At 41.8% G+C, this 22,467-nt stretch carries 17 protein-coding genes; 14 read left to right on the top strand and 3 right to left on the bottom strand.

Features of this window, described 5'->3' with window-relative positions:
• Positions 1–55: 55 nt before the first annotated feature.
• Positions 56–1,066, bottom strand: coding sequence for an aspartate--ammonia ligase (asnA, locus tag RIL182_RS14565; protein ID WP_015520213.1), 1,011 nt, complete (start codon positions 1,064–1,066; stop codon positions 56–58).
• 267 nt (positions 1,067–1,333) lie between these two features.
• Here asnA and RIL182_RS14560 point away from each other — a divergent pair, with 267 nt between their 5' ends.
• From RIL182_RS14560 to RIL182_RS14545, 4 genes are read left to right on the top strand one after another with little or no spacing between them, the layout of a single operon-like run.
• Positions 1,334–3,316, top strand: a complete 1,983-nt coding sequence (locus RIL182_RS14560; protein WP_006857025.1) for a methyl-accepting chemotaxis protein — start codon at positions 1,334–1,336, stop codon at positions 3,314–3,316.
• Positions 3,317–3,331: 15 nt separating this feature from the next.
• Complete coding sequence (locus RIL182_RS14555) at positions 3,332–4,306, top strand: sugar ABC transporter substrate-binding protein (RefSeq protein ID WP_006857026.1); 975 nt, start codon at positions 3,332–3,334, stop codon at positions 4,304–4,306.
• A 14-nt stretch (positions 4,307–4,320) separates the two neighbouring features.
• Positions 4,321–4,869, top strand: a complete 549-nt coding sequence (locus RIL182_RS14550; RefSeq protein ID WP_006857027.1) for a DNA-deoxyinosine glycosylase — start codon at positions 4,321–4,323, stop codon at positions 4,867–4,869.
• The gene (locus RIL182_RS14545; protein WP_044998977.1) at positions 4,841–5,266 is read left to right on the top strand and encodes a hypothetical protein; all 426 of its coding nucleotides are present in this window, start codon (positions 4,841–4,843) and stop codon (positions 5,264–5,266) included. Before RIL182_RS14550 ends, RIL182_RS14545 begins: the two co-directional genes overlap by 29 nt.
• Positions 5,267–5,361: 95 nt before the next feature.
• Here RIL182_RS14545 and RIL182_RS14540 read toward each other — a convergent pair whose 3' ends face one another.
• Positions 5,362–5,565, bottom strand: coding sequence for a helix-turn-helix domain-containing protein (locus RIL182_RS14540; protein ID WP_006857028.1), 204 nt, complete (start codon positions 5,563–5,565; stop codon positions 5,362–5,364).
• Positions 5,566–5,681: 116 nt separating this feature from the next.
• On the opposite strand from RIL182_RS14540, the gene RIL182_RS14535 reads away from it, so the two are divergent.
• The 4 genes from RIL182_RS14535 (at position 5,682) to RIL182_RS14520 (ending at position 13,572) form a co-directional block, all read left to right on the top strand.
• Positions 5,682–8,183, top strand: a complete 2,502-nt coding sequence (locus tag RIL182_RS14535) for a leucine-rich repeat domain-containing protein (protein WP_006857067.1) — start codon at positions 5,682–5,684, stop codon at positions 8,181–8,183.
• Between the two features lie 12 nt (positions 8,184–8,195).
• Positions 8,196–11,255: a leucine-rich repeat protein gene (locus RIL182_RS14530; RefSeq protein WP_134523389.1), complete on the top strand. Its 3,060-nt coding sequence runs from the start codon at positions 8,196–8,198 to the stop codon at positions 11,253–11,255.
• A gap of 511 nt (positions 11,256–11,766) precedes the next feature.
• The gene (locus RIL182_RS14525; protein WP_006857029.1) at positions 11,767–12,657 is read left to right on the top strand and encodes an RpnC/YadD family protein; all 891 of its coding nucleotides are present in this window, start codon (positions 11,767–11,769) and stop codon (positions 12,655–12,657) included.
• Between the two features lie 198 nt (positions 12,658–12,855).
• Positions 12,856–13,572: an ABC transporter ATP-binding protein gene (locus RIL182_RS14520; protein ID WP_006857030.1), complete on the top strand. Its 717-nt coding sequence runs from the start codon at positions 12,856–12,858 to the stop codon at positions 13,570–13,572.
• 187 nt (positions 13,573–13,759) lie between these two features.
• Here RIL182_RS14520 and RIL182_RS14515 read toward each other — a convergent pair whose 3' ends face one another.
• Positions 13,760–14,929 (bottom strand): IS110 family RNA-guided transposase, encoded by a 1,170-nt coding sequence (locus RIL182_RS14515; RefSeq protein WP_118592507.1) that lies wholly within the window; start codon positions 14,927–14,929, stop codon positions 13,760–13,762.
• A 277-nt stretch (positions 14,930–15,206) separates the two neighbouring features.
• Between RIL182_RS14515 and RIL182_RS14510 the strand changes: the two genes are divergently transcribed.
• From RIL182_RS14510 to RIL182_RS14490, 6 genes are all read left to right on the top strand, one after another.
• A complete protein-coding gene (locus tag RIL182_RS14510) occupies positions 15,207–18,008 on the top strand; it encodes an ABC transporter permease (protein WP_006856862.1) in 2,802 nt (933 codons plus the stop codon).
• 769 nt (positions 18,009–18,777) lie between these two features.
• Positions 18,778–19,287: an ATP-binding cassette domain-containing protein gene (locus tag RIL182_RS21765; protein WP_006856919.1), complete on the top strand. Its 510-nt coding sequence runs from the start codon at positions 18,778–18,780 to the stop codon at positions 19,285–19,287.
• A gap of 12 nt (positions 19,288–19,299) precedes the next feature.
• Positions 19,300–19,686, top strand: a complete 387-nt coding sequence (locus RIL182_RS21760; protein WP_006856863.1) for an ATP-binding cassette domain-containing protein — start codon at positions 19,300–19,302, stop codon at positions 19,684–19,686.
• A gap of 45 nt (positions 19,687–19,731) precedes the next feature.
• The gene (locus tag RIL182_RS14500; RefSeq protein ID WP_006856864.1) at positions 19,732–20,214 is read left to right on the top strand and encodes a GNAT family N-acetyltransferase; all 483 of its coding nucleotides are present in this window, start codon (positions 19,732–19,734) and stop codon (positions 20,212–20,214) included.
• An 86-nt stretch (positions 20,215–20,300) separates the two neighbouring features.
• On the top strand, positions 20,301–21,191 hold the full coding sequence (locus RIL182_RS14495; RefSeq protein WP_006856865.1) for a TrmH family RNA methyltransferase: 891 nt from the start codon (positions 20,301–20,303) through the stop codon (positions 21,189–21,191).
• Between the two features lie 71 nt (positions 21,192–21,262).
• Positions 21,263–22,384, top strand: a complete 1,122-nt coding sequence (locus tag RIL182_RS14490; protein ID WP_044998931.1) for a glycerate kinase family protein — start codon at positions 21,263–21,265, stop codon at positions 22,382–22,384.
• Positions 22,385–22,467 lie beyond the last annotated feature (83 nt).

Raw genomic sequence — 22,467 nt, 5'->3', positions numbered from 1 at the left:
TTATCAGGCATCAGTGTTGATGACAGGATATCTGCGGAGCATATGCCCGTTCCTGTTACAAAAGCTGAATACCGTTCTTTTCACATTCTTTTGCGATAGCTTCCGGCCACAGGGAAGACTGTACTTCTCCAATATGTGCCTTGCGAAGGAAGAACATACAGATACGGGACTGTCCGATTCCACCACCGATTGTATAAGGAAGCTCTTCGTTGATGATCGCTTTCTGGAAAGGAAGTTTTGCACGCTCCTCACAGCCTGCTTTTTTGAGCTGGGAGAGAAGCGCTTTCTTGTCAACCCGGATACCCATGGAAGAAATCTCAAGTGCGATGTCAAGTACCGGATAGTAAACAACGATATCTGCGTTTAAGGACCAGTCATCGTAATCCGGAGCACGTCCGTCGTGAGGCTCTCCGTTTTCCAAAGTATCGCCGATCTTCATGATACATACGGCACCTTTGGTTTTTGTAATATAATATTCACGTTCCTTTGGTGTGTTGTCAGGGAACATTTCTTCCAATTCCTGAGTCGTGATAAAGAAGATATCATGTGGAAGAATCTCTTCTATATAATCGTACTGGATCGCCATATATTTTTCTGTCTTGCGCAGGCAGTTATAAACAGTGGTAACTGTTTCTTTTAATGTCTCGATATTACGATCCTCTTTATGGATGATTTTTTCCCAGTCCCACTGGTCTACGAAAATAGAGTGGATGTTATCCGTGTCTTCATCTCTGCGGATCGCATTCATATCGGTATACAGGCCTTCACCGTAGTCGAAACCGTATTTCTTTAATGCGTAGCGTTTCCATTTTGCGAGAGACTGTACAACCTCTGCCTCTTTCCCGTTCTGCTCTTTGATATCGAAAGTAACCGGACGTTCAATACCGTTTAAGTTGTCATTGAGACCGGATAACGGATCAACAAAAAGTGGAGCCGAAACGCGGGACAGATTCAGACGAAGTGCAAGCAGGTTCTGGAAAAAATCTTTTACTGTTTTGATTGCAATCTGTGTATCGTGCAGATTTAATTCTGAATGATAATCTTTTGGAATGATTAAATGTTCCATCTAAGGTTCTCCTCTCTGGTATAAACCGCATGCAGCGGCATGATACCAATCCCGTGTGCCTGATATATGTATGAAAAAGAAAATGGCACACTAATTTATTATAGCACAGCAGGTCTCATTTTCAAGAAAAGATCATACGATTTCTTGAAAAATACATGTATACAATATAAATTTTAGCGAAAACGGTTTGTGATACATATTGACGAAAAACGACGAAGATTTTATAATTTATGTTGTAAATTTTATGTAAAAAAGAGAGGACAGCTTATGAAAAAACAAAAAACGGTGTCGATTAAGGCAAAGTTACTTGGTGTGATCATACCAGTCGTAATTGCGATCGTTGTGGTACTTGTTGTGGCTGCTTATCAGATATCTGCAGGGACGATCAAAAAATATTCCCAGAATTTACTGCAGTCTTCGGTAGAGAACCAGGCATCCCAGATAGAAGCATGGCTGAATGAAAACCTTGCTTCATTTCAGATGGCGAAGAAGATCATTGAGGATTTGAAGCCGAGTGATGAAGAGTTAAAGACAATACTGGATGGTTATTATGGCTATAACAGTAATTATCCGGAGGGACTTTATGTGGCAGATTCCACAGGACAGCTCATAACGGCATCAGAATCAACAAAAAAGGAATCAGATGTAACAAACAGTACCTGGTATAAAGAAGGACTTACCAGGGTGAATATGGCAGTCGGTTCAGCTTATCAGAATGCAGATGGCGTGAATGTGATCAGTGCTTCCGGTATTTTAAATGACGGATCTGATAAAGTGCGTGTTATTTCAGCAGACATGACATTAGACCGTATTGCAATTATCGTAAACTCTTTTATTGAAATGAATGATGCGGAAGCATTTCTGGTTGATAAAACCAGCGGTGTGATCCTGGCAAACCGTGATTCATCTCTTATTTCCCAGACACTCGGGGCAGAAGGACAGAGTCATTTTTACCAGCTTACGGCAGAGAAAGCTGCAGAGAAAGACTATAATTTTGCTACACTTGATGGAAATATGACGGTATTTCAGGAAGTAGACGGAACCAACTGGCTTTTGATATCGTATATTCCGACCAGCATTGTACTTTCGGATCTGACACAGCTTCGTAATATTATGATCGTAATCAGTGTGATCTGTATTGCATTGCTCTGTGTACTGATCGAACGTGTAACTCATGTTGTAATCAAACCTGTCAAGGAAATGACAAGAGTGATCACAGCGATGACTTCCGGTGATTTCACGGTTTCTATTAAGACAAAAGGCAATGATGAGATCGCAGTCATGAGCCAAAGTGTGGAGAAGTTTATTGCTTCCATGAAACAGATGATCTCCGAAATGGGAAATGTTTCCGGCAAGTTGAAGAATCAGGCTGACTCAAGTAAGGGTGTTTCCGGTGAGATGAGTTCTGCAGCGGGAATCCAGTCACAGTCGATGAGCGAGCTGAATGCAACAGTCGACCAGTTATCGGTATCTGTAAATGAGATTGCACAGAATGCGACACAGCTTGCAGGTGTGGCAGCAGATACAAAGAGTGACAGTGACATTGTCGAGAGCAGGATGCAGGAGACAGTTGCTGTTTCTGAAAAAGGCAGAAAAGATATGGAGCGTGTCGGCGAGGCACTTTCTGATATTGAAGTCTCCATCCATAATTTAGAGGAAGCCGTTAATAAGGTAGGAACAGCTTCCGGCGAGATCGTGCAGATCATCCAACTGATTGGCGATATTGCTGACGAGACGAACCTGTTATCTTTAAATGCATCAATTGAGGCTGCACGCGCAGGCGAAGCAGGAAGAGGATTTGCAGTTGTTGCAGCTGAGATTGGTACACTTGCAAAGAACAGTGCGGATTCGGTAGCACATATCACAGAGCTGATCACTGAAATCAACAATCTGGTAGAAGATGCCGTCAGACAGGCAGGAAACAGTGCACAGGATATTTCCGGCAGTGCAGAGCTGATCCATACAGCAGTTGATACATTTGATACGATCTTTAAGAATATCCAGGAGACAAGCACACTGATCGGCAATGTGGTTGATAAGATCAATCAGGTAGATCAGGTTGCTACGAATGTTGCAGCTATTTCGGAAGAACAGGCGGCAAGTTCCGATGAGATCCTTGCAACATCAGAATCCATGTTACAGCAGGCAAAGAATATTTCAAAGAACAGTGACCAGGTAGAACAGGAAGCAGATAACCTTGCTGTTTCTGCAGATCAACTTGCAGAACAGGTAAAACAGTTCCGGATATAGAGAGGAGATCGTGCGATGAAGAAATTAATAAGTACTATCATGTGTCTGGCATTGCTTGTAGGATGCCTTGCCGGATGTGGTGGAAATACACAGACAGGCGCAGCTGATGGAAAAGGTTTAAAAATGCTGCTGTCGTTATCACAGGCGGATACCTTCCGAAATGTACTTGTGGCACAGGCACAGCAGACTGCGGAAGAGTGTGGGGCACAGCTGGATGTATTTGATGCAGAAAATTCCATTGAAAACCAGGTGGAACATATCAAAAAGGCGGTCAGTGAGAATTATGATGTGATTTTATGCGGACCGGTTGATGCCGACACAGCGCTGGAGTTAGAAGCACTTGCAGGTGATATACCAATCGTATTTTTTAACAGCTGCCCGGATGAGTCGAGACTTCAGGCTGGGAAATATATTTATGTTGGATCGGATGAATATGTGGCAGGACAGTATCAGGCAGAGTACATTCTAGATAAATTTGCTTCTGCGGATGAGATTAATGTGGTGTTGTTAAAAGGACCGAAAAAACATTCCGCGACAAAAGGAAGATCTGAGTCATTAAAGGATACTTTAAATGCATCAGGGAAAAAGATCAATTATGTCTTTGAAGATAACGCCGACTGGGAGCAGGATCGTGCGAAAGAGATGTTCAATATATTTTTAAAGACAGGACAGAAGTGTGACGTTGCTGTCTGCAACAACGACTCTATGGCACTTGGTATCATTGATGCCTGTGATGCAGCAGGAATCAGTGATGTGACGGTACTTGGAATCGATGCAACTGCAGACGGATGCAAAGCGATTGAAGATGGAAAGATGGACTTTACCGTATACCAGTCCGCAGTTGGACAGGGTGAGAGTGCTGTTTATGCAGCAATCGCACTTGCAACCGGAAAAGATGTCACGACCTTAGAGGGTGCTACGGAAGATGGTTTATATGTCTGGGTACCATTTGAAAAAGTAGACAGCTCCAATGTCAAAAATTATGAATAGAAAGCGGGTATAAAATGGAATATACACATGTAAAACATACGTTTTTACCTGTATACAATGAGGAATCCAGGATATTGATCCTGGGTTCCTTTCCGTCTGTAAAGTCGCGGGAAAACCAGTTCTATTACGGGCATCCGCAAAACCGGTTCTGGAAGGTGATTGCAGGGATTTTCAAGGAACCTCTGCCACAGACGATCGATGAAAAGAAGGATCTTCTGCTAAGACATCGCATAGCAGTGTGGGATGTGATCGATTCCTGTGATATCGTTGGATCTTCCGACAGCTCCATCAGAAATGTGGTGCCAAACGATATGGATCTGATCTTATCAAATGCAAAAATACAGGGAATTTTTGCAAATGGTGGAAAAGCACATCAGCTTTTTGTAAAATACTGTCATAAAGAGGGAATGCCGCCGCTTGGAAAACTGCCGTCCACAAGCCCCGCAAATGCGGCGTGGAATTTAGAGCGGCTGACGGAGGAATGGAAAACGGCATTTGAAACATATTTAGAAATAACAGAACAGGAGAAAACATTTGAAAAAAGAAGAAATGACAACGGTTGATTTCCTGCTTGAAGCAGTGGGAATCGTGGCTGCACTGGTCTATCTTGGACTGCAGATCTACTATGGAATCGTATATGGAGTATCATTTACCGGGATTATTTTAAATGCGGCAATCCTGATCCTTGTATATGTTGGACTGACGCTGCTTGCACGTTATCCGGAAAGGGTAAATAACCTGCCGAAAGAAATATGTAGTGGGAAAATAAGAAAATATACGATTCATATGGTGCGCGCAGTCAAGCTGATCTTCGTGCTCAGTCTTTTATTTACCAGTATCTGTGATGTCGCCGGAGTGCAGATCAATAAAGGGTATAGTCTGGTGACGGTTGCATTGATCGTTATTGTGACAGTGGTGTATGAGGGGAAGATCATTAAGCTGCTGCGTGGGAAAAAATAAGCATATATTATAAAGAAAAGACGATTCTGAGTGGAATCGTCTTTTCTTTATATATAGTGATCAATGTCTGCGGAGTAGGCATTTTGTGTATTATATTACTTCGTATCAACCCGTCCAACCAGATAATCAATTGAGCAGTGATAAATATCTGCTAACTTTATGAGAATGTCAATTGGAAAATCACGAAGCCCTTTTTCATAACGGGAATAAACATCCCGGTGCAGACCAAGCATGGCAGAGATTTCTTTTATAGTAAGATCGTTGTCTATTCTCAAGTCCTGAATTCTTTGAAACTTCACGTGAGTGTCTCCTCTAACTTAATAGACAAATTATAATCAAAATGCTATAATTTAATTCATAATAAGACCGTTTGGTCGTATTGTAAGGAATGAGATATCTGTGAAAGGAGAAAGTTATGAAAAAACGAATGATAGCATGGCTGCTTTGTGCCTGTATGACGTTTACGGCAGCACCGGAAATGCTGCTGGCGGATGTGGCAGGGAATGCACAGCAGACACAGGAAGAAAACAGTTTTAAAGAGAAAGGGACTGTGGAAACACAGACTGTAGAACAGGATGATGAAAAGTCAGCAGTGACAGAGAAAAAAGAAACAGACCAGGCAGATGAAGAAGATCATAATGCCGGACGTCTGGCAGAGGAAGAGTCCGGGGCGGCCGGGACGGAAATTGTCACGGAAGAGACAGAAGAGCCAGAGACGACGATCGTCACGGAAGAGACAGAAGAGCCAGAAACGAAGGTTGTTACAGAAGAAACAGAGGAGACTGAAACAAAGAATGTCACAGAAGAGCCAGAACAGGCTGAAACAGAGAACGTTACGGAAGAAACGGAGAGTACAGAGGAGATTTTAAAAAGGGCATTATCAGGTGATGAGATCAGCCGTATCGACTGGGTACAGGAACTGGTAACATTATTTGATCTTACGGTAGATGAGGATAATTATCCGGATAATTATTACAGTGACATATCAACGGATGATTCGTTTTATCGTGATGTGATGGTGGCATGCGAGTTCGGAATGATCGATCTTGAGGCAGGAGAAGAATTTCGACCGGAAGATGCAGTGACGCGTGAATTTGCAGCGCAGACCATGAATACGATGCTTGGCTTTGTGCCGGAAACAGACAGTTATACTTATCAGGATACAGCAGATGTTACATATAAGGAAGCAGCACAGATCGCAATCGACAGAGGATGGGTTACGGTTGCTGCCGGTAAATTTCTCCCGGAACAGTCACTTACCACGGAAGAGCATGATGCAATGATCGCGGATGCAAAAAAGGTTTTGGCAGATGCGCAGATAGAGACCGGAAAAGAAAATACCTGTACATTTGCGTCCGGAGTAGTTGTTGTACCAAAGGGAACAGCCGTATCTATTGATGTGGATGGAATAGTTATGATCGAAAACTGTCCGGTTACGATCAAACAGGGAACAACATTTGCCGTGTATGTTAACGATATTGTCATGGCATATAAGGCAGAAAGTGTACGGACAGACGGAACTACAACATATATTACAACCTCAGATGCGGATGATGGCGCGGTTTTAAATGTTGACCAGCAGGGCGAACTGGATGTTGATATGACGGAATTTATTCCGGCAGATGAAGAAACATATGTGGCAAATGGTGTTACAGTCACAGAAGGTATGACAAGGGGGATATCCTATAAAAACAATACCCTGCGTGCAGATAAAACGATTTCCGTCTCAGATGATGTCACAGCGACAGTAAGTGTTGTGATTTCAAACATGAAAGTAAATTACAGTCTGAATAATAATGACTATTATTTTTCAGTCAGCGGAGATATGGAATACTCCTGCAATGTAAAAGGGGATGCATTTAAAGATATTAACCACACACTGACGTTAGGGGCAGTGCCGCTCGGCGGTGTTGGTATGTTGACACTGGCAATGGAATATAATCTTTCCGGGGAAGCAACGCTTACCGTGGAAAAGGAATTTGAAGCCGGATTTGCGTATTCGGACGGATTCCGTATAGTTGGAAACAGTCATAAAAAAGGATTTTCCTTTTCAGCAGAAGCAGATTTGACCACAGGTATTGTACTCTCTGCAAAAGCAACGCTCGGAATTGTCAGCGGAGATATTTATGCAAAAACCGGTGCACGTATGAACATCAAATACGTAAGGTACAGTTCCGGAACACCGACATACTGCGCGTCACAGGCTGCATATCTGTATGCATCGGTGGGGGCAAGTGCAAAGATCGGAGTTGGTATTGCATCAAAGACCTTTAGCAAAAGTATAGAGATCTGGGGAAAGAATAACAGTCCGGTGCGCGTGTACTATCATATTGAGGACGGCGTACTTCGGACATCATGCACGCGTGGAAAAGAATTTGCCGCGCAGGGAGGCTGGACAAGTTATTGGACATCTCCAGGTTCGAGATATTTCAATCCGGCGGGCGCAGGAAGCTATTTTGATGCAGGAGCAGGTGCAGGCGGTGCAATCGTACCGATTTATACCTATACACTTGACGATGCAAACAGGGCTACGATCACAGGATATAGTGGAAATGCGACGGCACTTTATATTCCGGGGGAGATTGACGGGCATGAGGTTGTTGCAATCGGAGATAGGGCATTTGAGAACCGGACGGATTTGAGGACGGTGATGATACCGGATAGCGTGGAAAAAATAGAATTTGAAGCATTTTATAACTGCATAAATTTAAAAATTGTCGATTTGTCTTCAAACTTGACAACAATTGGTTACGACGTGTTTGGAAATTGCAAATCAATTAGTAAAATAGAGATACCTAAAAGCTTAAAGAAATTTGATGGTACGTGGGGAAGAGGCACAAATTTGTCATATGGGGCATTTGGTGGTTGTAGTAATTTAAAAACTGTTAATTTCGAAGCAGGAAGCACCATAGTATGAGCAGCGTTGTTTATGGGATGTGATGGCATTGAAGAAATAGAACTGCCAGATACTATTACGGAAATAGGAGACAGTGCCTTTAAAAGTTGTAAAAATCTGAATAAAGTTATAATTCCTGAAAGTGTGACAAAAATAGATGGTGACGCATTTGCTGAATGCAGTGGATTAGTAGATATAAAAATGCATGAGGGTATAAATACAATAGGTTCAAGAGCATTTTATAAATGTGACAGATTATTGGATATTGTTATACCAGATAGCGTGGAAAAAATAGAATTTGAAGCATTTCGCGGATGCGACAAACTGGAAAATATAAAGTTATCAGAGAATCTTACGATTGTTGGATATGGAGTATTTGGAGATTGCAAATCAATTAGTAAAATAGAGATGCCTAAAAGCTTAAAGAAATTTGATGGTACATGGGGAAGAGGCACAAATTTGTCATATGGGGCATTTGGTGGTTGTAGTAATTTAAAAACTGTTAATTTCGAAGCAGGAAGCACCATAGTATGTGCAGCGTTGTTTATGGGATGTGATGGTATTGAAGAAATAGAACTGCCAGATACTATTACGGAAATAGGAGACAGTGCCTTTAAAAGTTGTAAAAATCTGAATAAAGTTATAATTCCTGAAAGTGTGACAAAAATAGATGGTGACGCATTTGCTGAATGCAGTGGATTAATAGATATAAAAATGCATGAGGGTATAAATACAATAGGTTCAAGAGCATTTTATAAATGTGACAGATTATTGGATATTGTTATACCAGATAGCGTGGAAAAAATAGAATTTGAAGCATTTCGCGGATGCGACAAACTGGAAAATATAAAGTTATCAGAGAATCTTACGATTGTTGGATATGGAGTATTTGGAGATTGCAAATCAATTAGTAAAATAGAGATACCTAAAAGCTTAAAGAAATTTGATGGTACATGGGGAAGTGGCACAAATTTGTCATATGGGGCATTTGGTGGTTGTAGTAATTTAAAAACTGTTAATTTCGAAGCAGGAAGTACCATAGTATGTGCAGCGTTGTTTATGGGATGTGATGGCATTGAAGAAATAGAACTGTCAGATACTATTACGGAAATAGGAGATAGTGCGTTTAAAAATTGTAAAAATCTTGATAGGATTACAATGAATAACGGGATAGAAATACTGGAAAGTTCTGCATTTGAGGATTGTTTCTCATTAACAACGATAAATATTCCGAATACTGTTAAAGCAATTAGTAATTCAACTTTTCAAGATTGCACCAGTCTGACAGAGGTGCATTTGTCAAATATCCTTAAAGAAATACCAGCAAGCACGTTTTCCGGCTGCAAAAAGTTAACCACCATCAACTTCCCATCCACCCTGACCACGATCGGGAACTCCGCGTTTTCCGGCTGTGAATCTTTGCCGGAAGCAATACTTCCATCCGGGGTGGAAAAAATAGAAAGCAACGCATTTAAAAACTGTAAAGCCATGAAAAAGGCAGTGGTACCGGATACCGTTTCGTCCGTTGGAAGTTCTGCATTTTATGGCTGTGAAGCTCTGGCCGACATTACATTAGGCAGCAAATTAAAGAAAATTGAGAGCCAGACATTCTACGGCTGCACAGTTCTGCCATCCATCGTGCTTCCTTACAATGTGACCACGATCGGTGACAGTGCCTTTGTCAACTGCACGAAGCTGACGCAGATCACAGTCCCGCGCAACACAACTTCGATCGCATCAAATGCATTTTCCTATCCAAAGAAAATGACGATGTACGGTCCGTCTGATTGCTATGCCCAGACTTATGCAAGCGGAAAAGGAATCAAGTATGTCACACAGGATATTCATGCAATCTCAGTCAGTCTGGATATTACAGAAAAAACGACGGAGCGCTATGATGATTTCCAACTGACAGCGACGATCGCACCTTTGAATTTCACAGATGCAGTGGTATGGACAAGTTCCAATGAAGAGGTTGCTGCTGTTTCGGATACCGGATATGTGGAGATCTGTGGTGTTGGAACAGCAGTCATTACGGTAACGGCTGGAAATGTAAAAGCTGCCTGTAAGATAACCGTACCGCAGCTGATAGACTGGATCGAATTTGATGAGGATGAGATTGAATTAAAAGCTGGTGAAACCTATCAGTTGAAACCATATATTTCACCTTCGGATGCAACAAATAAGAAACTCAAATATACTTCTTCTGATACGAAAGTGGCAGAGGTTTCTGCAAGCGGACTTGTCACTGCAAAATCGGAGGGTGAAGCAAAAATCCGGGCGGCGGCAACGGATGGCAGTGATGAATATGCAGTCTGCTATGTGACTGTTACCGGAAAGGCGAAAGTAACAGGAATAACTTTAGACCGGACATCAGCAGAGGTAAAAAGAGGAGAGAAGCTCACCTTAAATGCAACCGTATCACCATCTTATGCCTCCAACAAAAAGGTAGTCTGGAAATCCGCAAATACAAAGATTGCCACCGTGGATGGCAACGGCAGTGTGACAGCAAAGGCACCGGGCAGAACGAAGATCACGGTGACTTCGTCTGAAAATAGTAGTTATCAGGCATCCTGTACGGTTACAGTACCATATAAAATTACCTACAAACTGAATAAAGGTAAAAACAATGCCTCGAATCCGTCAACTTATTATGGAAAGAAAGTAACACTGAAAAACCCGTCCCGCAAAGGATACGCATTTGCAGGCTGGTATACGGATGCAAAATTTAAAAAGAAGATCACAAGTATCAGCAGCAGCGCAAAATCCGATTACATTTTGTATGCAAAGTGGACAAAAGTAAAAGTGGCGAAGGCTTCTCTTACGTCTGCGAAAAACAGCAAGAGTAAACAGATCTTACTGAAATATAAGAAAGTATCCGGCGCAAAAGGTTACGAGATTTCTTACAGTACGGATAAAAAATTCAAAAAGGCGGTCACAAAGAAAAACACGGCGAAGACATCCTATACCATAAGTAAACTGAAAAAAGGAAAGATATACTATGTGCGCATCCGGGCTTATAAAATGGATTCCACGGGCAAAAAAGTGTATGGAAAACATTCATCCATGAAAAAAGTTAAGGTCAGTAAATAGAAAAATTTAAAGTGTGTAACTGTCAGAAAATGACAGGGAAGACAGTGTCCGGATTGATATTCAGCCGGACACTGTCTTTCTTTAAAAATAGCAGCTTGTTTTGTTACTGTTCACTCGGCACCTGAACACTTTGCTGTTCAGGTGCGTATGAACGTGATGTGGGGGTGAGCAGCCCCTTTTGCGAAGCAAAACTTTACATGGGGCTGCGAAGTTACAGTCCGCAGGGTAACCTGTGAACAGTAACTTTGTTTTTGTACAACCTGCACAAGAAATTTCAAATTGGTTGCATACTAAGGATGACGTATGATAAAATAACTCAAAGCATATTTCTACGATGCAGACATCTATCCGGTGCTATAATTACGAATCCGGCAATTCTGTCTGTATGACTATCAGGATGTATATATCCGTCTAAAATTCAAAAAAACATTTCAGAAATCTATGCTTTTTATCCACAGAAATGAAAAGCAGGAGATCTGGATGAGCCTCCTGCACACAGGAGGAACTGAATATGAAGAAGAGTGAGCAGGTATCAGAAAAGACGCCGACAGCCAACCGTCAGTACAAAGACACTGTATTCCGCATGCTGTTTTCAGAGAAAGAAAATCTCTTATCCCTGTACAACGCAGTGACCGGAAGCCATTATCAGAATGCGGAAGCCCTTAAGATCGTCACGTTGGAAAACGCAATCTATATGGGAATGAAAAATGATCTGGCATTTATGTTAGAGACGAATATTTATCTCTATGAGCATCAGTCGACGATCAATCCCAATATACCATTGCGGGATCTGATCTATATTGGAATCGAGTATCAGCAGTATCTGAATGATAAGTCACTGTATTCGTCAAAGTTGCAGAAGATTCCGGCACCGAAGTTTATGGTGTTTTACAATGGAACCGATGACGTAGAAGACCGTATGGAACTGAAACTTTCATCAGCATATGAGCATCTGGCTGGAGAGCCGGATTTAGAGTTAAAAGTTCTGATGTTAAATGTGAACGAAGGACACAACAAAGAACTGATGGAGCAGTGCCAGACATTGAAGGAATATGCCATTTATGTTGCGAGAGTCCGAAAATATGCATCAGAGCTGAATCTGAATGATGCAGTTGAAAGGGCGATCACGGAATGCATCAAAGAAGGAATTTTAGTGGAATTTCTTCGGAAGAATCGTTCGGAGGTAAAGATGGTGAGTATATTAGAGTATGATAAAGAGTGGGAAGAAAAGAAACTCCGAAAGGCAGAATATGAAGCTGGTAAAAGTGATGGGATCGAGATTGGCAGAGATAAAGCTATAGCAGAAATCATCTGTAATATGATCAAGTCCGGTTTCACAATAGAGAAAATCATAGAAGTGACAGGAAAGCCAGTTTCAGAAATAGAACAATATTTACAGTGAAACAGACAGTAAAGACATAATAGTAAGGCAAAAAGACGATTCTGACAAAAGGAATCGTCTTTTTGCTTGTAATCTGGAAAAGCTGTGATATAATACAAACAAAAGTTAGATAACACTAACAAAAGTAAGGAAAGACTTTAATACCATTCAGAATAGATAAGGATATAAGAACAATTCCGTAATGGGAAAGGGGAGCATATGTCAGAAGAAGAAAGAAAATTTTTGGAAATTGTTGATCTGAAAAAAGGGTTTGGAAGCGGGGAGACCCGTCAGGAGGTGTTGCGTGGAATGAATTTTTCCGTGGCAAAAGGAGAATTTTGTGTGCTGCTTGGACCATCCGGTTCCGGAAAGTCGACGCTTCTCAATATTATCGGTGGAATCGATAGTGCGGACTCCGGTTATATTTCCATCAACGGCGATAAGTTAGAAGAACTCGGAGAGAAGAAGCTGACACAGTACCGCAGAAAACATTTAGGTTATGTATTTCAGATGTATAACCTGATCGCAAATTTAAATGTCAAGGAAAATATTGAGGTTGGTGCATATTTATCAGACAGTCCGCTCGATATTGACGATCTGTTACATACGCTGGGACTTTATGAACACAGGCATAAACTGCCGAACCAGCTTTCCGGCGGCCAGCAGCAGAGGGTTTCCATCGGGCGAGCCATTGTGAAAAATCCGGATATCCTGCTTTGTGATGAGCCGACCGGAGCGCTCGATTACAATACCTCCAAGGAAATATTAAAGCTGATTGAGGATGTCAATGTCAAATATGGTAATACAGTTATCATGGTTACACATAACGAGGCAATCCGGCATATGGCAGACCATGTCATCAAACTCCGTGACGGGGCAGTGCGTCATAACGATATCAATGAACATAAAATTTCAGCGGCAGATCTGGAGTGGTAGGGAGCTGTACTGGCGCACAAACTTGTGATGCGCTTAAAAACAGCGCAAGAATGGAGACCAGCTATGAAAAGTCAACCATAAATTAGCAAAAAATTTCTTTTTCATATCGGTGGTAAAAAAGGGTAACTTTAATAGAGCTCCCTTAGGGTGCTTTTTCAAAATCTATCGATATTGGTATACAGACCTCTTATTCGAGGTTGAATTCTACTTCGCCAGTGAGCATCTTCCAGATGACTCTGACAAGCTTGCCGGCACAGTGCCCAAGTGCATTGTAGTGAGACCGGCCTTCAGCCCTCTTGGCATCATAATAAGCCTTGAAGGTTGCGTTGTTTCTGACAACGTTCCAAGCTGCATTTACAAGGGCATATCGTAAAACACGAGAGCCACGTTTGGACATCCTTGTTGTCTTAGCCTGAAAGTTACCAGACTGATAAACAGAAGGATCCAAACCGGCAAAAGCAAGCAGCTTGTTAGGATTGGAGAAACGGTGAATATCACCTATTTCACCAAGAATCATTCCACCATTGATATAACCGATACCAGGAATGGTCATGATGACAGAATCGTTGAATTTCATGATATCCGTCATCTCAGCTTCAATCTTTTCTAATTGGCTATCCAGTAACTCGATTTGTTGAATGGTTTGAGTTATCTGAATAGATATAGCGCTGTCGTTAGCACCGACAGACTTCTGTGCGAGAACTCTTAATTCTTTGGCCTGTTCTTTGGTAAAGTGTCCGTGTGAGTTCACTTTGAGCAGATTTGCCAGATGAGTCATATGCATGGAAGCAATCTCTTTTGGAGAAGGTGCTTCTTTTAATAAAGCATAGACAGCGTGTTGATGCAGACCGGATTTGAAAAAGTATTGAATCTCCGGAAAGACCTGATCAACATAGGTTGTCAGTTGAATTTTCAATCGGGTACGTTGCTTTATGGTTTTCTGACGGAAACGTCCCAATGCCTTAAGATCCATCATATCGAGATCGAAGAAGCTGACGAATCTGAGGTTGTCCTGCATCATAAGAGTTTTAGCAATCACGTAAGTGTCGACCTTATCTGTCTTAGTTTTGCGAACGTTATTTTTTCGCATTTGACAGGTTTTGATGGGGTTCAACACACACACTTGGTAAAGCTCAGTAACAAGGTATCGAACAAGGTTGTCACCGTAGTGTGCCGTTGACTCAAGACCGATGATGAGGCTGTTCTTATCGAATGATTCGAGTTTAGAGACCAGCAGTTGGAAGCCATCAGCGTCATTTGTGAATTTGAACGGCTCAATGATTATTTCACCGTCGGAAGAAATCGCAGCGGCGAAATGATTAAGTTTGGCAATATCAATGCCTACGTAAATTTTCATGAGGTTGTACCTCCCTTTCCTAAAGTCTGATACCATGATGTCCACCAACGATTATCATCGTAGACTTGATAGAAATAAGTACTCTGAGTGAAAAACACTCCGGCAACATCCAGCTAATAAACAATTCAGATAAAGGTAGTGGCAATACACTCCAGTTGAGTAGTCAAGCTACAGAAAACAAATCAAAAGTCCATAGTATCTGAATTGTATTGAACCACGATATTAAAAGAAAGGAAATATGTGATAATTAACTTCCTAATTATCATACAAGATTAGTATGAAAAAGAAAAGAATCAAAAATCCGCTTATCAGACGAATACCGAGAGAACTGACAGGAGACTGGAAAAAGTATCTTGTGGTAAGTCTGTTCCTGATTCTGATGATCGGTTTTGTGTCAGGCATGTATGTTGCAAACGAGAGTATGATGACAGCGGCTGATGAGGGTGTTGGCAGATACAAGCTGGAAGACGGACACTTTGAATTAAAAAAGAAAGCAGACGAAACACTGCTTGATGCAATTAAGACAGGCGATAAAGCAGATGTCAGACAGTATTACATTGATGAGGCAAAAAAGAAGCTGGATAAAAAGTTCGATAGTGAATTTGAAGAAAAGTTCAAAAAAGAATTTGATGAGAAGTTTGAAACAGAATTTAAGGAAAAATTTGATGCAGAGTTCCAGTCAGAATTTGATGTTTCTTTTAATGCACAGATAAAGCAGATGCTGATGGCGCAGGGACTTGATGAAACAACTGCGGGAGTTATGCTTGATACAGCAGTGGCACAGGCAAAACAGTCCGGGCAGTACAACAAAGCCTATGATACAGCATATGAAAAAGCATATCCTAAGGCACATGACGAGGCGTATGAGAAAGCGTTTGATGAGGCACATGACGAGGTATATGAGAAAGCATACGACGAAGCCTGGAACAAGGTTTTAGATGAGATCAATGAGAAATATGCGGATGCAGAAGAAAAATATGAATTGAACGATCCTGATTTTAAGGAAACTCCGGTTCATCTGTATGAAAATTTTTACAGGGATGAAGAGGAAGATCATGACAACGACGGAACTTCGGATGGAACAGTCCGTGTTTTTGCAAAGACAGATGATATCAATTTTGCATGCCTGATGGACGGAAGTTTCCCGGAAAAAGAGGATGAAATTGCCATTGACCGTATGCATGCTGACAATGTCGGGATAAAAGTCGGCGATGAGATCACAGTCGGAGAAGAAAAATATCAGGTCGTTGGTCTGATCGCATATGTCAACTATTCCACACTGCACGAAAAAAGCACGGATCTGATGTTTGATGCCTTAAAGTTTAACGTTGCAATGGTAACAGATGAGGGATTTGCAAAGTTACATAAGACGATTCATTACGATTATGCATGGAAGTATGAAAATGAGCCGTCAGATGAAAAAGATGAGAAAAACCAGTCGGATGATTTTATGCGGGCGTTGCTCACACAGACCGTGGTAAATGACAATGAGATTGAAGATTATGTGCCAAAATATGCGAATCCGGCGATTCATTTTGCAACCGACGACATGGGCTCTGATGAGGCAATGGGAGGTGTGCTGCTTGATATTCTGATTGTCATCATCGCATTTATTTTTGCAGTTACGATCAGCAATACGATCACAAAAGAGTCATCTGCAATCGGAACATTGCGTGCGTCCGGCTATACGAAAGGGGAGCTGGTACGCCATTATCTGTCTATGCCGGTTATCGTTACCCTGATTTCCGCATTAGTCGGAAATGTGCTTGGCTATACGGTATTTAAAGATGTTGTGGTATCCATGTATTATAACAGTTACAGCCTTCCGACCTATGAGACGATCTGGAATCCGGATGCATTTTTTAAGACAACCCTGATACCGGTCGTGCTGATGTTTATGGTCAATCTGATCGTCATTATTAAAATGATGCAGCATACACCGTTACAGTTTCTGAGGCATGATCTGAAAAAAACAAAACGCAAAAAAGCAATGCGGCTGCCACATTTTAAATTTTTTAACAGATTCCGTCTGCGCATCATGTTTCAGAATGTGGCAAATTATCTGATTCTGTTTGTGGGAATTTTCTTTATCATGGTGATGCTTGCAATGGCAGTGGGAATGCCGGATACGCTTTCTTATTACAAAGAAAATGCAAAAAATATGATGTTTGCAAAGTATCAGTATGTTCTGAAATCTTTTGAGGATGAAGATGGAAATGTACTGACGACGGACAATAAAGACGCAGAAAAATTCAGTATGTGTTCTTTGCAGAAAAAAAGCGATGTAATAGATGAGGAAGTCTCTGTTTACGGTATTTCAGACGATAGTAAGTATGTAGAAATAAAAGGTATGCAGTCCCTGCAGGAAGATGAAGTTTATATTTCCAGATCATTTTCAGAAAAATATGAACTTAATGTCGGGGATACCGTTTCACTGGATGAAAAATATGAAAACAAACAGTATACGTTTACGGTAGCCGGAATTTATGACCAGTGCGTAAACATTGCAGTATTTATGCCGATTGAAAATTACCGCATGGTATTTGAGCTGGATGAAGAGGCATTCAGTGGATATTTTTCAAATGAAGAGCTTACAGATCTGTCGGAAGATGATATTGCAACGGTGATCACCGAGCGTGATATCACAAAGATGTGTGACCAGTTAGATCATTCCATGGGATCTTATATGGATTATTTCCAGATACTTTGTATCCTGCTTTCCGCAGTTTTGATCTATCTTCTGACAAAGCTGATCATTGAGAAAAATGAGAATGCAATTTCAATGACAAAGATTCTTGGATATGAGAATAAAGAAATCGCCAGCCTGTATCTGCTTTCCACAACGATCATGGTTGTGATCGAAGATGCGGTCAGTGTTGTACTTGGAGCGTTTGTTATGAATCTGGCATGGAAGGCGATCTTGTTTAGTTACAGTGGATGGTTTGCATTTGTGATCCAGCCAGCCGGATATGTGAAAATGTTTGCATTTGTGCTGATCGGATATCTGTTTGTAATGATACTGGACTTTATGCGTATCAAAAAGATCCCGATGGATCAGGCATTAAAAAATGTGGAGTAGAGATTGCTGCTGTGCATATTTATTGTGTGACCGGTAACGAAAGATTTTTCGTAAAAATTTTTGGTTGCATTAAAAATGGCATTGTGCTACTATTGCAATAGAAATTTAAAGGAGAGGAACCAATGCGGAGATAATTTACTTTTGAAACATGAAAGAAAACAGAGTCAGCAAGAGAATGTGTGTCATATATGGCATACGTTTGTCTGCTGATTCGGGATGATACATGGCATATATTGCACCGGTATAAGGAATAAAGTGCATGATATGTTGTGTAAATCTGAAGTTACAGCAGTATTGCAGAGGTGCAGTACTGCATATCATGTTGCCAAAAGTGGATTTGATTCTTGTATCCTCTCTTTTTTGTGTTAAAAAATGGCGGAAACGGACATTTTGTTGTCCGGGACAATCGATTTTATCTTACAATGTGCAATCTATTGTCTGCCAGATGTGATCATAAAATATGTGAGGTGTAAGAAAAATCCCATGGCAGCATGGGATTTTTTTAATTCATAGGAAATTACGTCCTATGAATTAAAAGCCCTCCGGGCGGGATGCGCATCTCGCAGAGTAGAAGTTAGCTGTAAACAGCACCGCTCGAGCGCGAAAGAGTCGCAAGCGACTCTTTGTTCTAGGAGGAAAATCCTCTGCTCGCCAGTGGGTTCGCATTTTGCTCCGCAAAACTAGGAGGATAGTGCGAAAAATAAGATTTTTCACACGCAAGATTTGTGCTTACGCACAAACTTGAGATGCGCTTGAAAGCAGTGCAAGAATGGAGATTTTTATGTCACAGATTCAGGTAACAGATCTCACATATGGTTATGAGGGAAGTTTTGATACGGTTTTTGAAAACGTATCTTTTGGGATTGATACGGACTGGAAGTTAGGTCTGATCGGGAGAAATGGAAAAGGAAAAACAACTTTTTTAAATCTGCGCGGGAAAAAAGGGTTTATCCTGATATCGCATGACAGGGATATTTTAGATGCCTGCATTGATCATGTGCTGGTTTTAAACCGAAAGACGATCGAGGTACAGAGCGGCAATTTTTCAAGCTGGTGGGAAAACAAGACGCGGATGGATCATTTTGCGATGGAGGAAAATGAAAAACATTTGAAAGAAATCGCATCTTTAAAACAGGCGGCGGCAAGAAGCCGAAAGTGGGCAGATAAAAACGAGGCGACGAAAATAGGCTATGATCCTGTCAAAGAGCATGACCGCTCGGTTGCAACGAGAGCATATATCGGTGCGAAGACAAAAAAGATGCAGAGCCGCGTGACATAGTACGAACGCCGGATGGAACGGGAAATACAGGAAAAAGAGGGTCTTTTGCAGGATATCGAACAGCCTGTCAGTTTAAAAATTATGCCGCTTTCCTATCATAAGGAACGTCTGATTTCCTGCCAGGAACTTTCGGTGCGGTATGAAGGTGCAGAGGACAATGTATTGAAAAATCTGACCTTTGAACTGGTGCAGGGGGAGCGTGTCTTTTTACATGGAGAAAACGGATGTGGAAAATCGACGCTGATCAAGACGATTCTGCAGCAGGTAAATATCGGACAGGCAGGTTATGAGAGGAAAAATGTGCAGCAGATCAATACACAGCAGTTATGCAAAATTGCTTGTGACAGACGGAGAAATCCGAACAGCTTCAACGCGTGTCGTGGAACTGTAAAGCTGTGATCCGACCGTTTTTGTAATCTGGCGATCAGAAGAGGAGGATAAAAAATGTTAGAACGGATTGAAAATGTAAATGAACAGGTAATAAAAAAAATGTTTTTATTATATGCAGAATCCATGGCGGATATGGAGAGGGAATTTAAAGATCGTGATGAAATGGAGGCATCATATGCGGCATTTTTAAAGGAGTTTATCGAAAATCCAAAGCAGATGGTGTTTGTTGAAACCGCAGAAAAACAGTGGGTATGCGGACTCAGGGCAGTTGAGTCAGAGCCGGGGAAATGGTTTCTTGAGGCAGTTGAGACGATGCCGGGGCATAGAAACAGAGGATATGGTAAAAAACTGATACGTCATGTAACGGAGTTTTTGAAAGGCATAGGCGCAAAAAAGATAGATTGCATTATAGGAAAAAGTAATTTATCATCAATAAAAATACATTCGGATTGTGGATTTAAAGAAACGAAGGAGCCGCCGGTAAATTGTTGGGGAGAGCTTGAGGAGGGAAGAATTCTTTTCCGGCTTGAAATTTGATCATGTGCCATTTTGCACATGGTATAATCAATGAATTTATCTGCCATATGCTCAAGCGCTGATACAGGAGAGAAAAGAGGAACACAATGATAAATATTATAGAAATCAAAGATCTGGATGCCCCGGAGCTGCAGATTTATTACAATTTAAATGAAGCACAGCTTTTTCACTATTTTGAGCCGAAGCCGGGGATTTTCATTGCGGAAAGTCCGAAGGTGATCGAGCGTGCCTTAGATGCCGGCTGTGTGCCGATGTCATTTTTGATGGAAAAAAAACATGTGGAGACACAGGCAAAAGAAATCCTTGCGCGCTGTGATAAATTACAAAGCCGAGATCTTACACAGGAGTCTTTGGTTTATAGGGAGGATGAGCATGTAATCCCGGTTTATGTGGCAGAAGTTGAAATGCTTGCAAAAATCACAGGATATCAGCTGACACGCGGCATGCTCTGTGCCATGTACCGTCCGGCACTGTCTTCGGTGGAGCAGCTTTGCAAGAATGCAAGGCGTGTTGCAATTTTGGAAAATGTGGTAAATCCAACAAATGTCGGAGCAATTTTCCGTTCTGCGGCGGCACTTGGAATGGATGCAGTTCTTTTGACACCAGCCTGTGCAGATCCGCTGTACCGGAGAGCAAGCCGTGTCAGCATGGGAACAGTATTCCAGATACCGTGGACATATTTTGATAAAAATGCATGCTGGCCGGACGGTGCGATGGATGTGCTGCATAAGCTTGGATATAAAACGGCGGCAATGGCACTTCGGGATGACTCCGTGTGTATAGATGATGAAAAAATGATGTCGGAGGAAAAGTTAGCAATCGTTCTCGGAACGGAAGGTGACGGACTGGCAGATCACACGATCGCAGACTGTGACTATACGGTGAAAATTCCGATGACACATGGTGTGGATTCACTGAACGTGGCGGCTGCAAGTGCGGTGGCATTCTGGCAGCTTGGGATGAAGTGCGAACAGTAACAAACTAACTTCTTAGAGAAAGATGGAAGTGTGAAAAATAAGATTTTTCACACGCAAGAATGGAGATTTATATGAAAGTAGTAGCAGCAATCGATTCATTTAAGGGAAGCATGACGTCCATGGAGGCTGGAAATGCTGTAAAGAAAGGTATTCTGGCAGCAAAACCGGATGCAGAAGTAGTGGTAAATCCGCTCGCGGATGGCGGAGAAGGAACCGTGGATGCACTGATCGAAGGCTTGGGAGCAGAAAAAATACCGGTTACTGTGGCAGGACCGCTTGGAGAAAAAGTGTCGTGTTATTACGGTTTTTTAGAAGAGACAAAAACGGCTGTCATGGAAATGGCATCTGCTGCGGGAATCACGCTTGTGATAAAGAAAGATCCATTGCGTGCATCTACCTATGGAGTGGGGGAGATGATTGCAGATGCCCTGAAACGCGGCTGTAAAAATTTCATGATTGGAATTGGTGGAAGTGCAACCAACGATGGAGGCATCGGAATGTTAAAGGCACTTGGATTTGAATTTTTTGATGAAGATGGAAATGATGTGGGAGAGGGCGCGGCAGCGCTTGTAAAGATTGAGGTGATCCGGACTGAAAATAAAAATCCGCTGCTTTCCGGTGCAAAATTTCAGATTGCCTGTGATGTGAAAAATCCGCTTTGCGGCAAACAGGGTGCAACTTACATATTTGGGTCACAAAAAGGTGTGACGGAAGAGCAGAAAGATCAGATCGATGAAGCAATGAGACATTATGCGGATGTGACCAAAGAAAGTCTTGGATGTGACTTTGCGGACTGCGAGGGCGCCGGTGCAGCGGGAGGACTCGGATACGCGTTCCTTTCGTATCTTGCGGGAGAACTGATACCGGGTGTGGAACTGATTTTGCATGCAACCGGTCTGGAAGAAAAAATGAAAAATGCAGATGTTGTGGTGACCGGAGAGGGACGTCTGGATGCACAGACGGTCATGGGGAAAGCACCGGTTGGTGTTGCTGCGCTGGCAAAAAAATATAATGCGAAAGTCATTGCATTTGCAGGGAGCGTTGCACCGGAAGCGAAAGTCTGTAACCGGGCGGGAATCGATGCATTTTTCCCGATCGTAAGAGGCGTGGCAACATTAGAAGAAGCAATGAAAAAAGAAAATGCAATGGAAAATATAGCCGCCACGGCAGAGCAGGTATTTCGGCTGCTGTGAGGGAAAAGAATGGAGATTTGTGTGAAAATACATTTTTTCACACGCAAGAAAGGGGGTTAATATGATTCGTTTTGAAGAAATTA

It is taken from the genome of Roseburia intestinalis L1-82, from assembly GCF_900537995.1.
In the GTDB taxonomy this organism is placed as follows: domain Bacteria; phylum Bacillota; class Clostridia; order Lachnospirales; family Lachnospiraceae; genus Roseburia; species Roseburia intestinalis.
This window is presented reverse-complemented; position numbering and strand designations above follow the sequence as displayed.

What these genes read in the sequence shown, in the direction of transcription:
- asnA (WP_015520213.1), bottom strand. Translation starts at nt 1,066, where the DNA reads ATGGAACATTTAATCATTCCAAAAGATTATCATTCAGAATTAAATCTG.
- RIL182_RS14560 (WP_006857025.1), top strand. Translation starts at nt 1,334, where the DNA reads ATGAAAAAACAAAAAACGGTGTCGATTAAGGCAAAGTTACTTGGTGTG.
- RIL182_RS14555 (WP_006857026.1), top strand. Translation starts at nt 3,332, where the DNA reads ATGAAGAAATTAATAAGTACTATCATGTGTCTGGCATTGCTTGTAGGA.
- RIL182_RS14550 (WP_006857027.1), top strand. Translation starts at nt 4,321, where the DNA reads ATGGAATATACACATGTAAAACATACGTTTTTACCTGTATACAATGAG.
- RIL182_RS14535 (WP_006857067.1), top strand. Translation starts at nt 5,682, where the DNA reads ATGAAAAAACGAATGATAGCATGGCTGCTTTGTGCCTGTATGACGTTT.
- RIL182_RS14530 (WP_134523389.1), top strand. Translation starts at nt 8,196, where the DNA reads ATGGGATGTGATGGCATTGAAGAAATAGAACTGCCAGATACTATTACG.
- RIL182_RS14525 (WP_006857029.1), top strand. Translation starts at nt 11,767, where the DNA reads ATGAAGAAGAGTGAGCAGGTATCAGAAAAGACGCCGACAGCCAACCGT.
- RIL182_RS14520 (WP_006857030.1), top strand. Translation starts at nt 12,856, where the DNA reads ATGTCAGAAGAAGAAAGAAAATTTTTGGAAATTGTTGATCTGAAAAAA.
- RIL182_RS14515 (WP_118592507.1), bottom strand. Translation starts at nt 14,929, where the DNA reads ATGAAAATTTACGTAGGCATTGATATTGCCAAACTTAATCATTTCGCC.
- RIL182_RS14510 (WP_006856862.1), top strand. Translation starts at nt 15,207, where the DNA reads ATGAAAAAGAAAAGAATCAAAAATCCGCTTATCAGACGAATACCGAGA.
- RIL182_RS21765 (WP_006856919.1), top strand. Translation starts at nt 18,778, where the DNA reads ATGGAGATTTTTATGTCACAGATTCAGGTAACAGATCTCACATATGGT.
- RIL182_RS21760 (WP_006856863.1), top strand. Translation starts at nt 19,300, where the DNA reads ATGGAACGGGAAATACAGGAAAAAGAGGGTCTTTTGCAGGATATCGAA.
- RIL182_RS14500 (WP_006856864.1), top strand. Translation starts at nt 19,732, where the DNA reads ATGTTAGAACGGATTGAAAATGTAAATGAACAGGTAATAAAAAAAATG.
- RIL182_RS14495 (WP_006856865.1), top strand. Translation starts at nt 20,301, where the DNA reads ATGATAAATATTATAGAAATCAAAGATCTGGATGCCCCGGAGCTGCAG.
- RIL182_RS14490 (WP_044998931.1), top strand. Translation starts at nt 21,263, where the DNA reads ATGAAAGTAGTAGCAGCAATCGATTCATTTAAGGGAAGCATGACGTCC.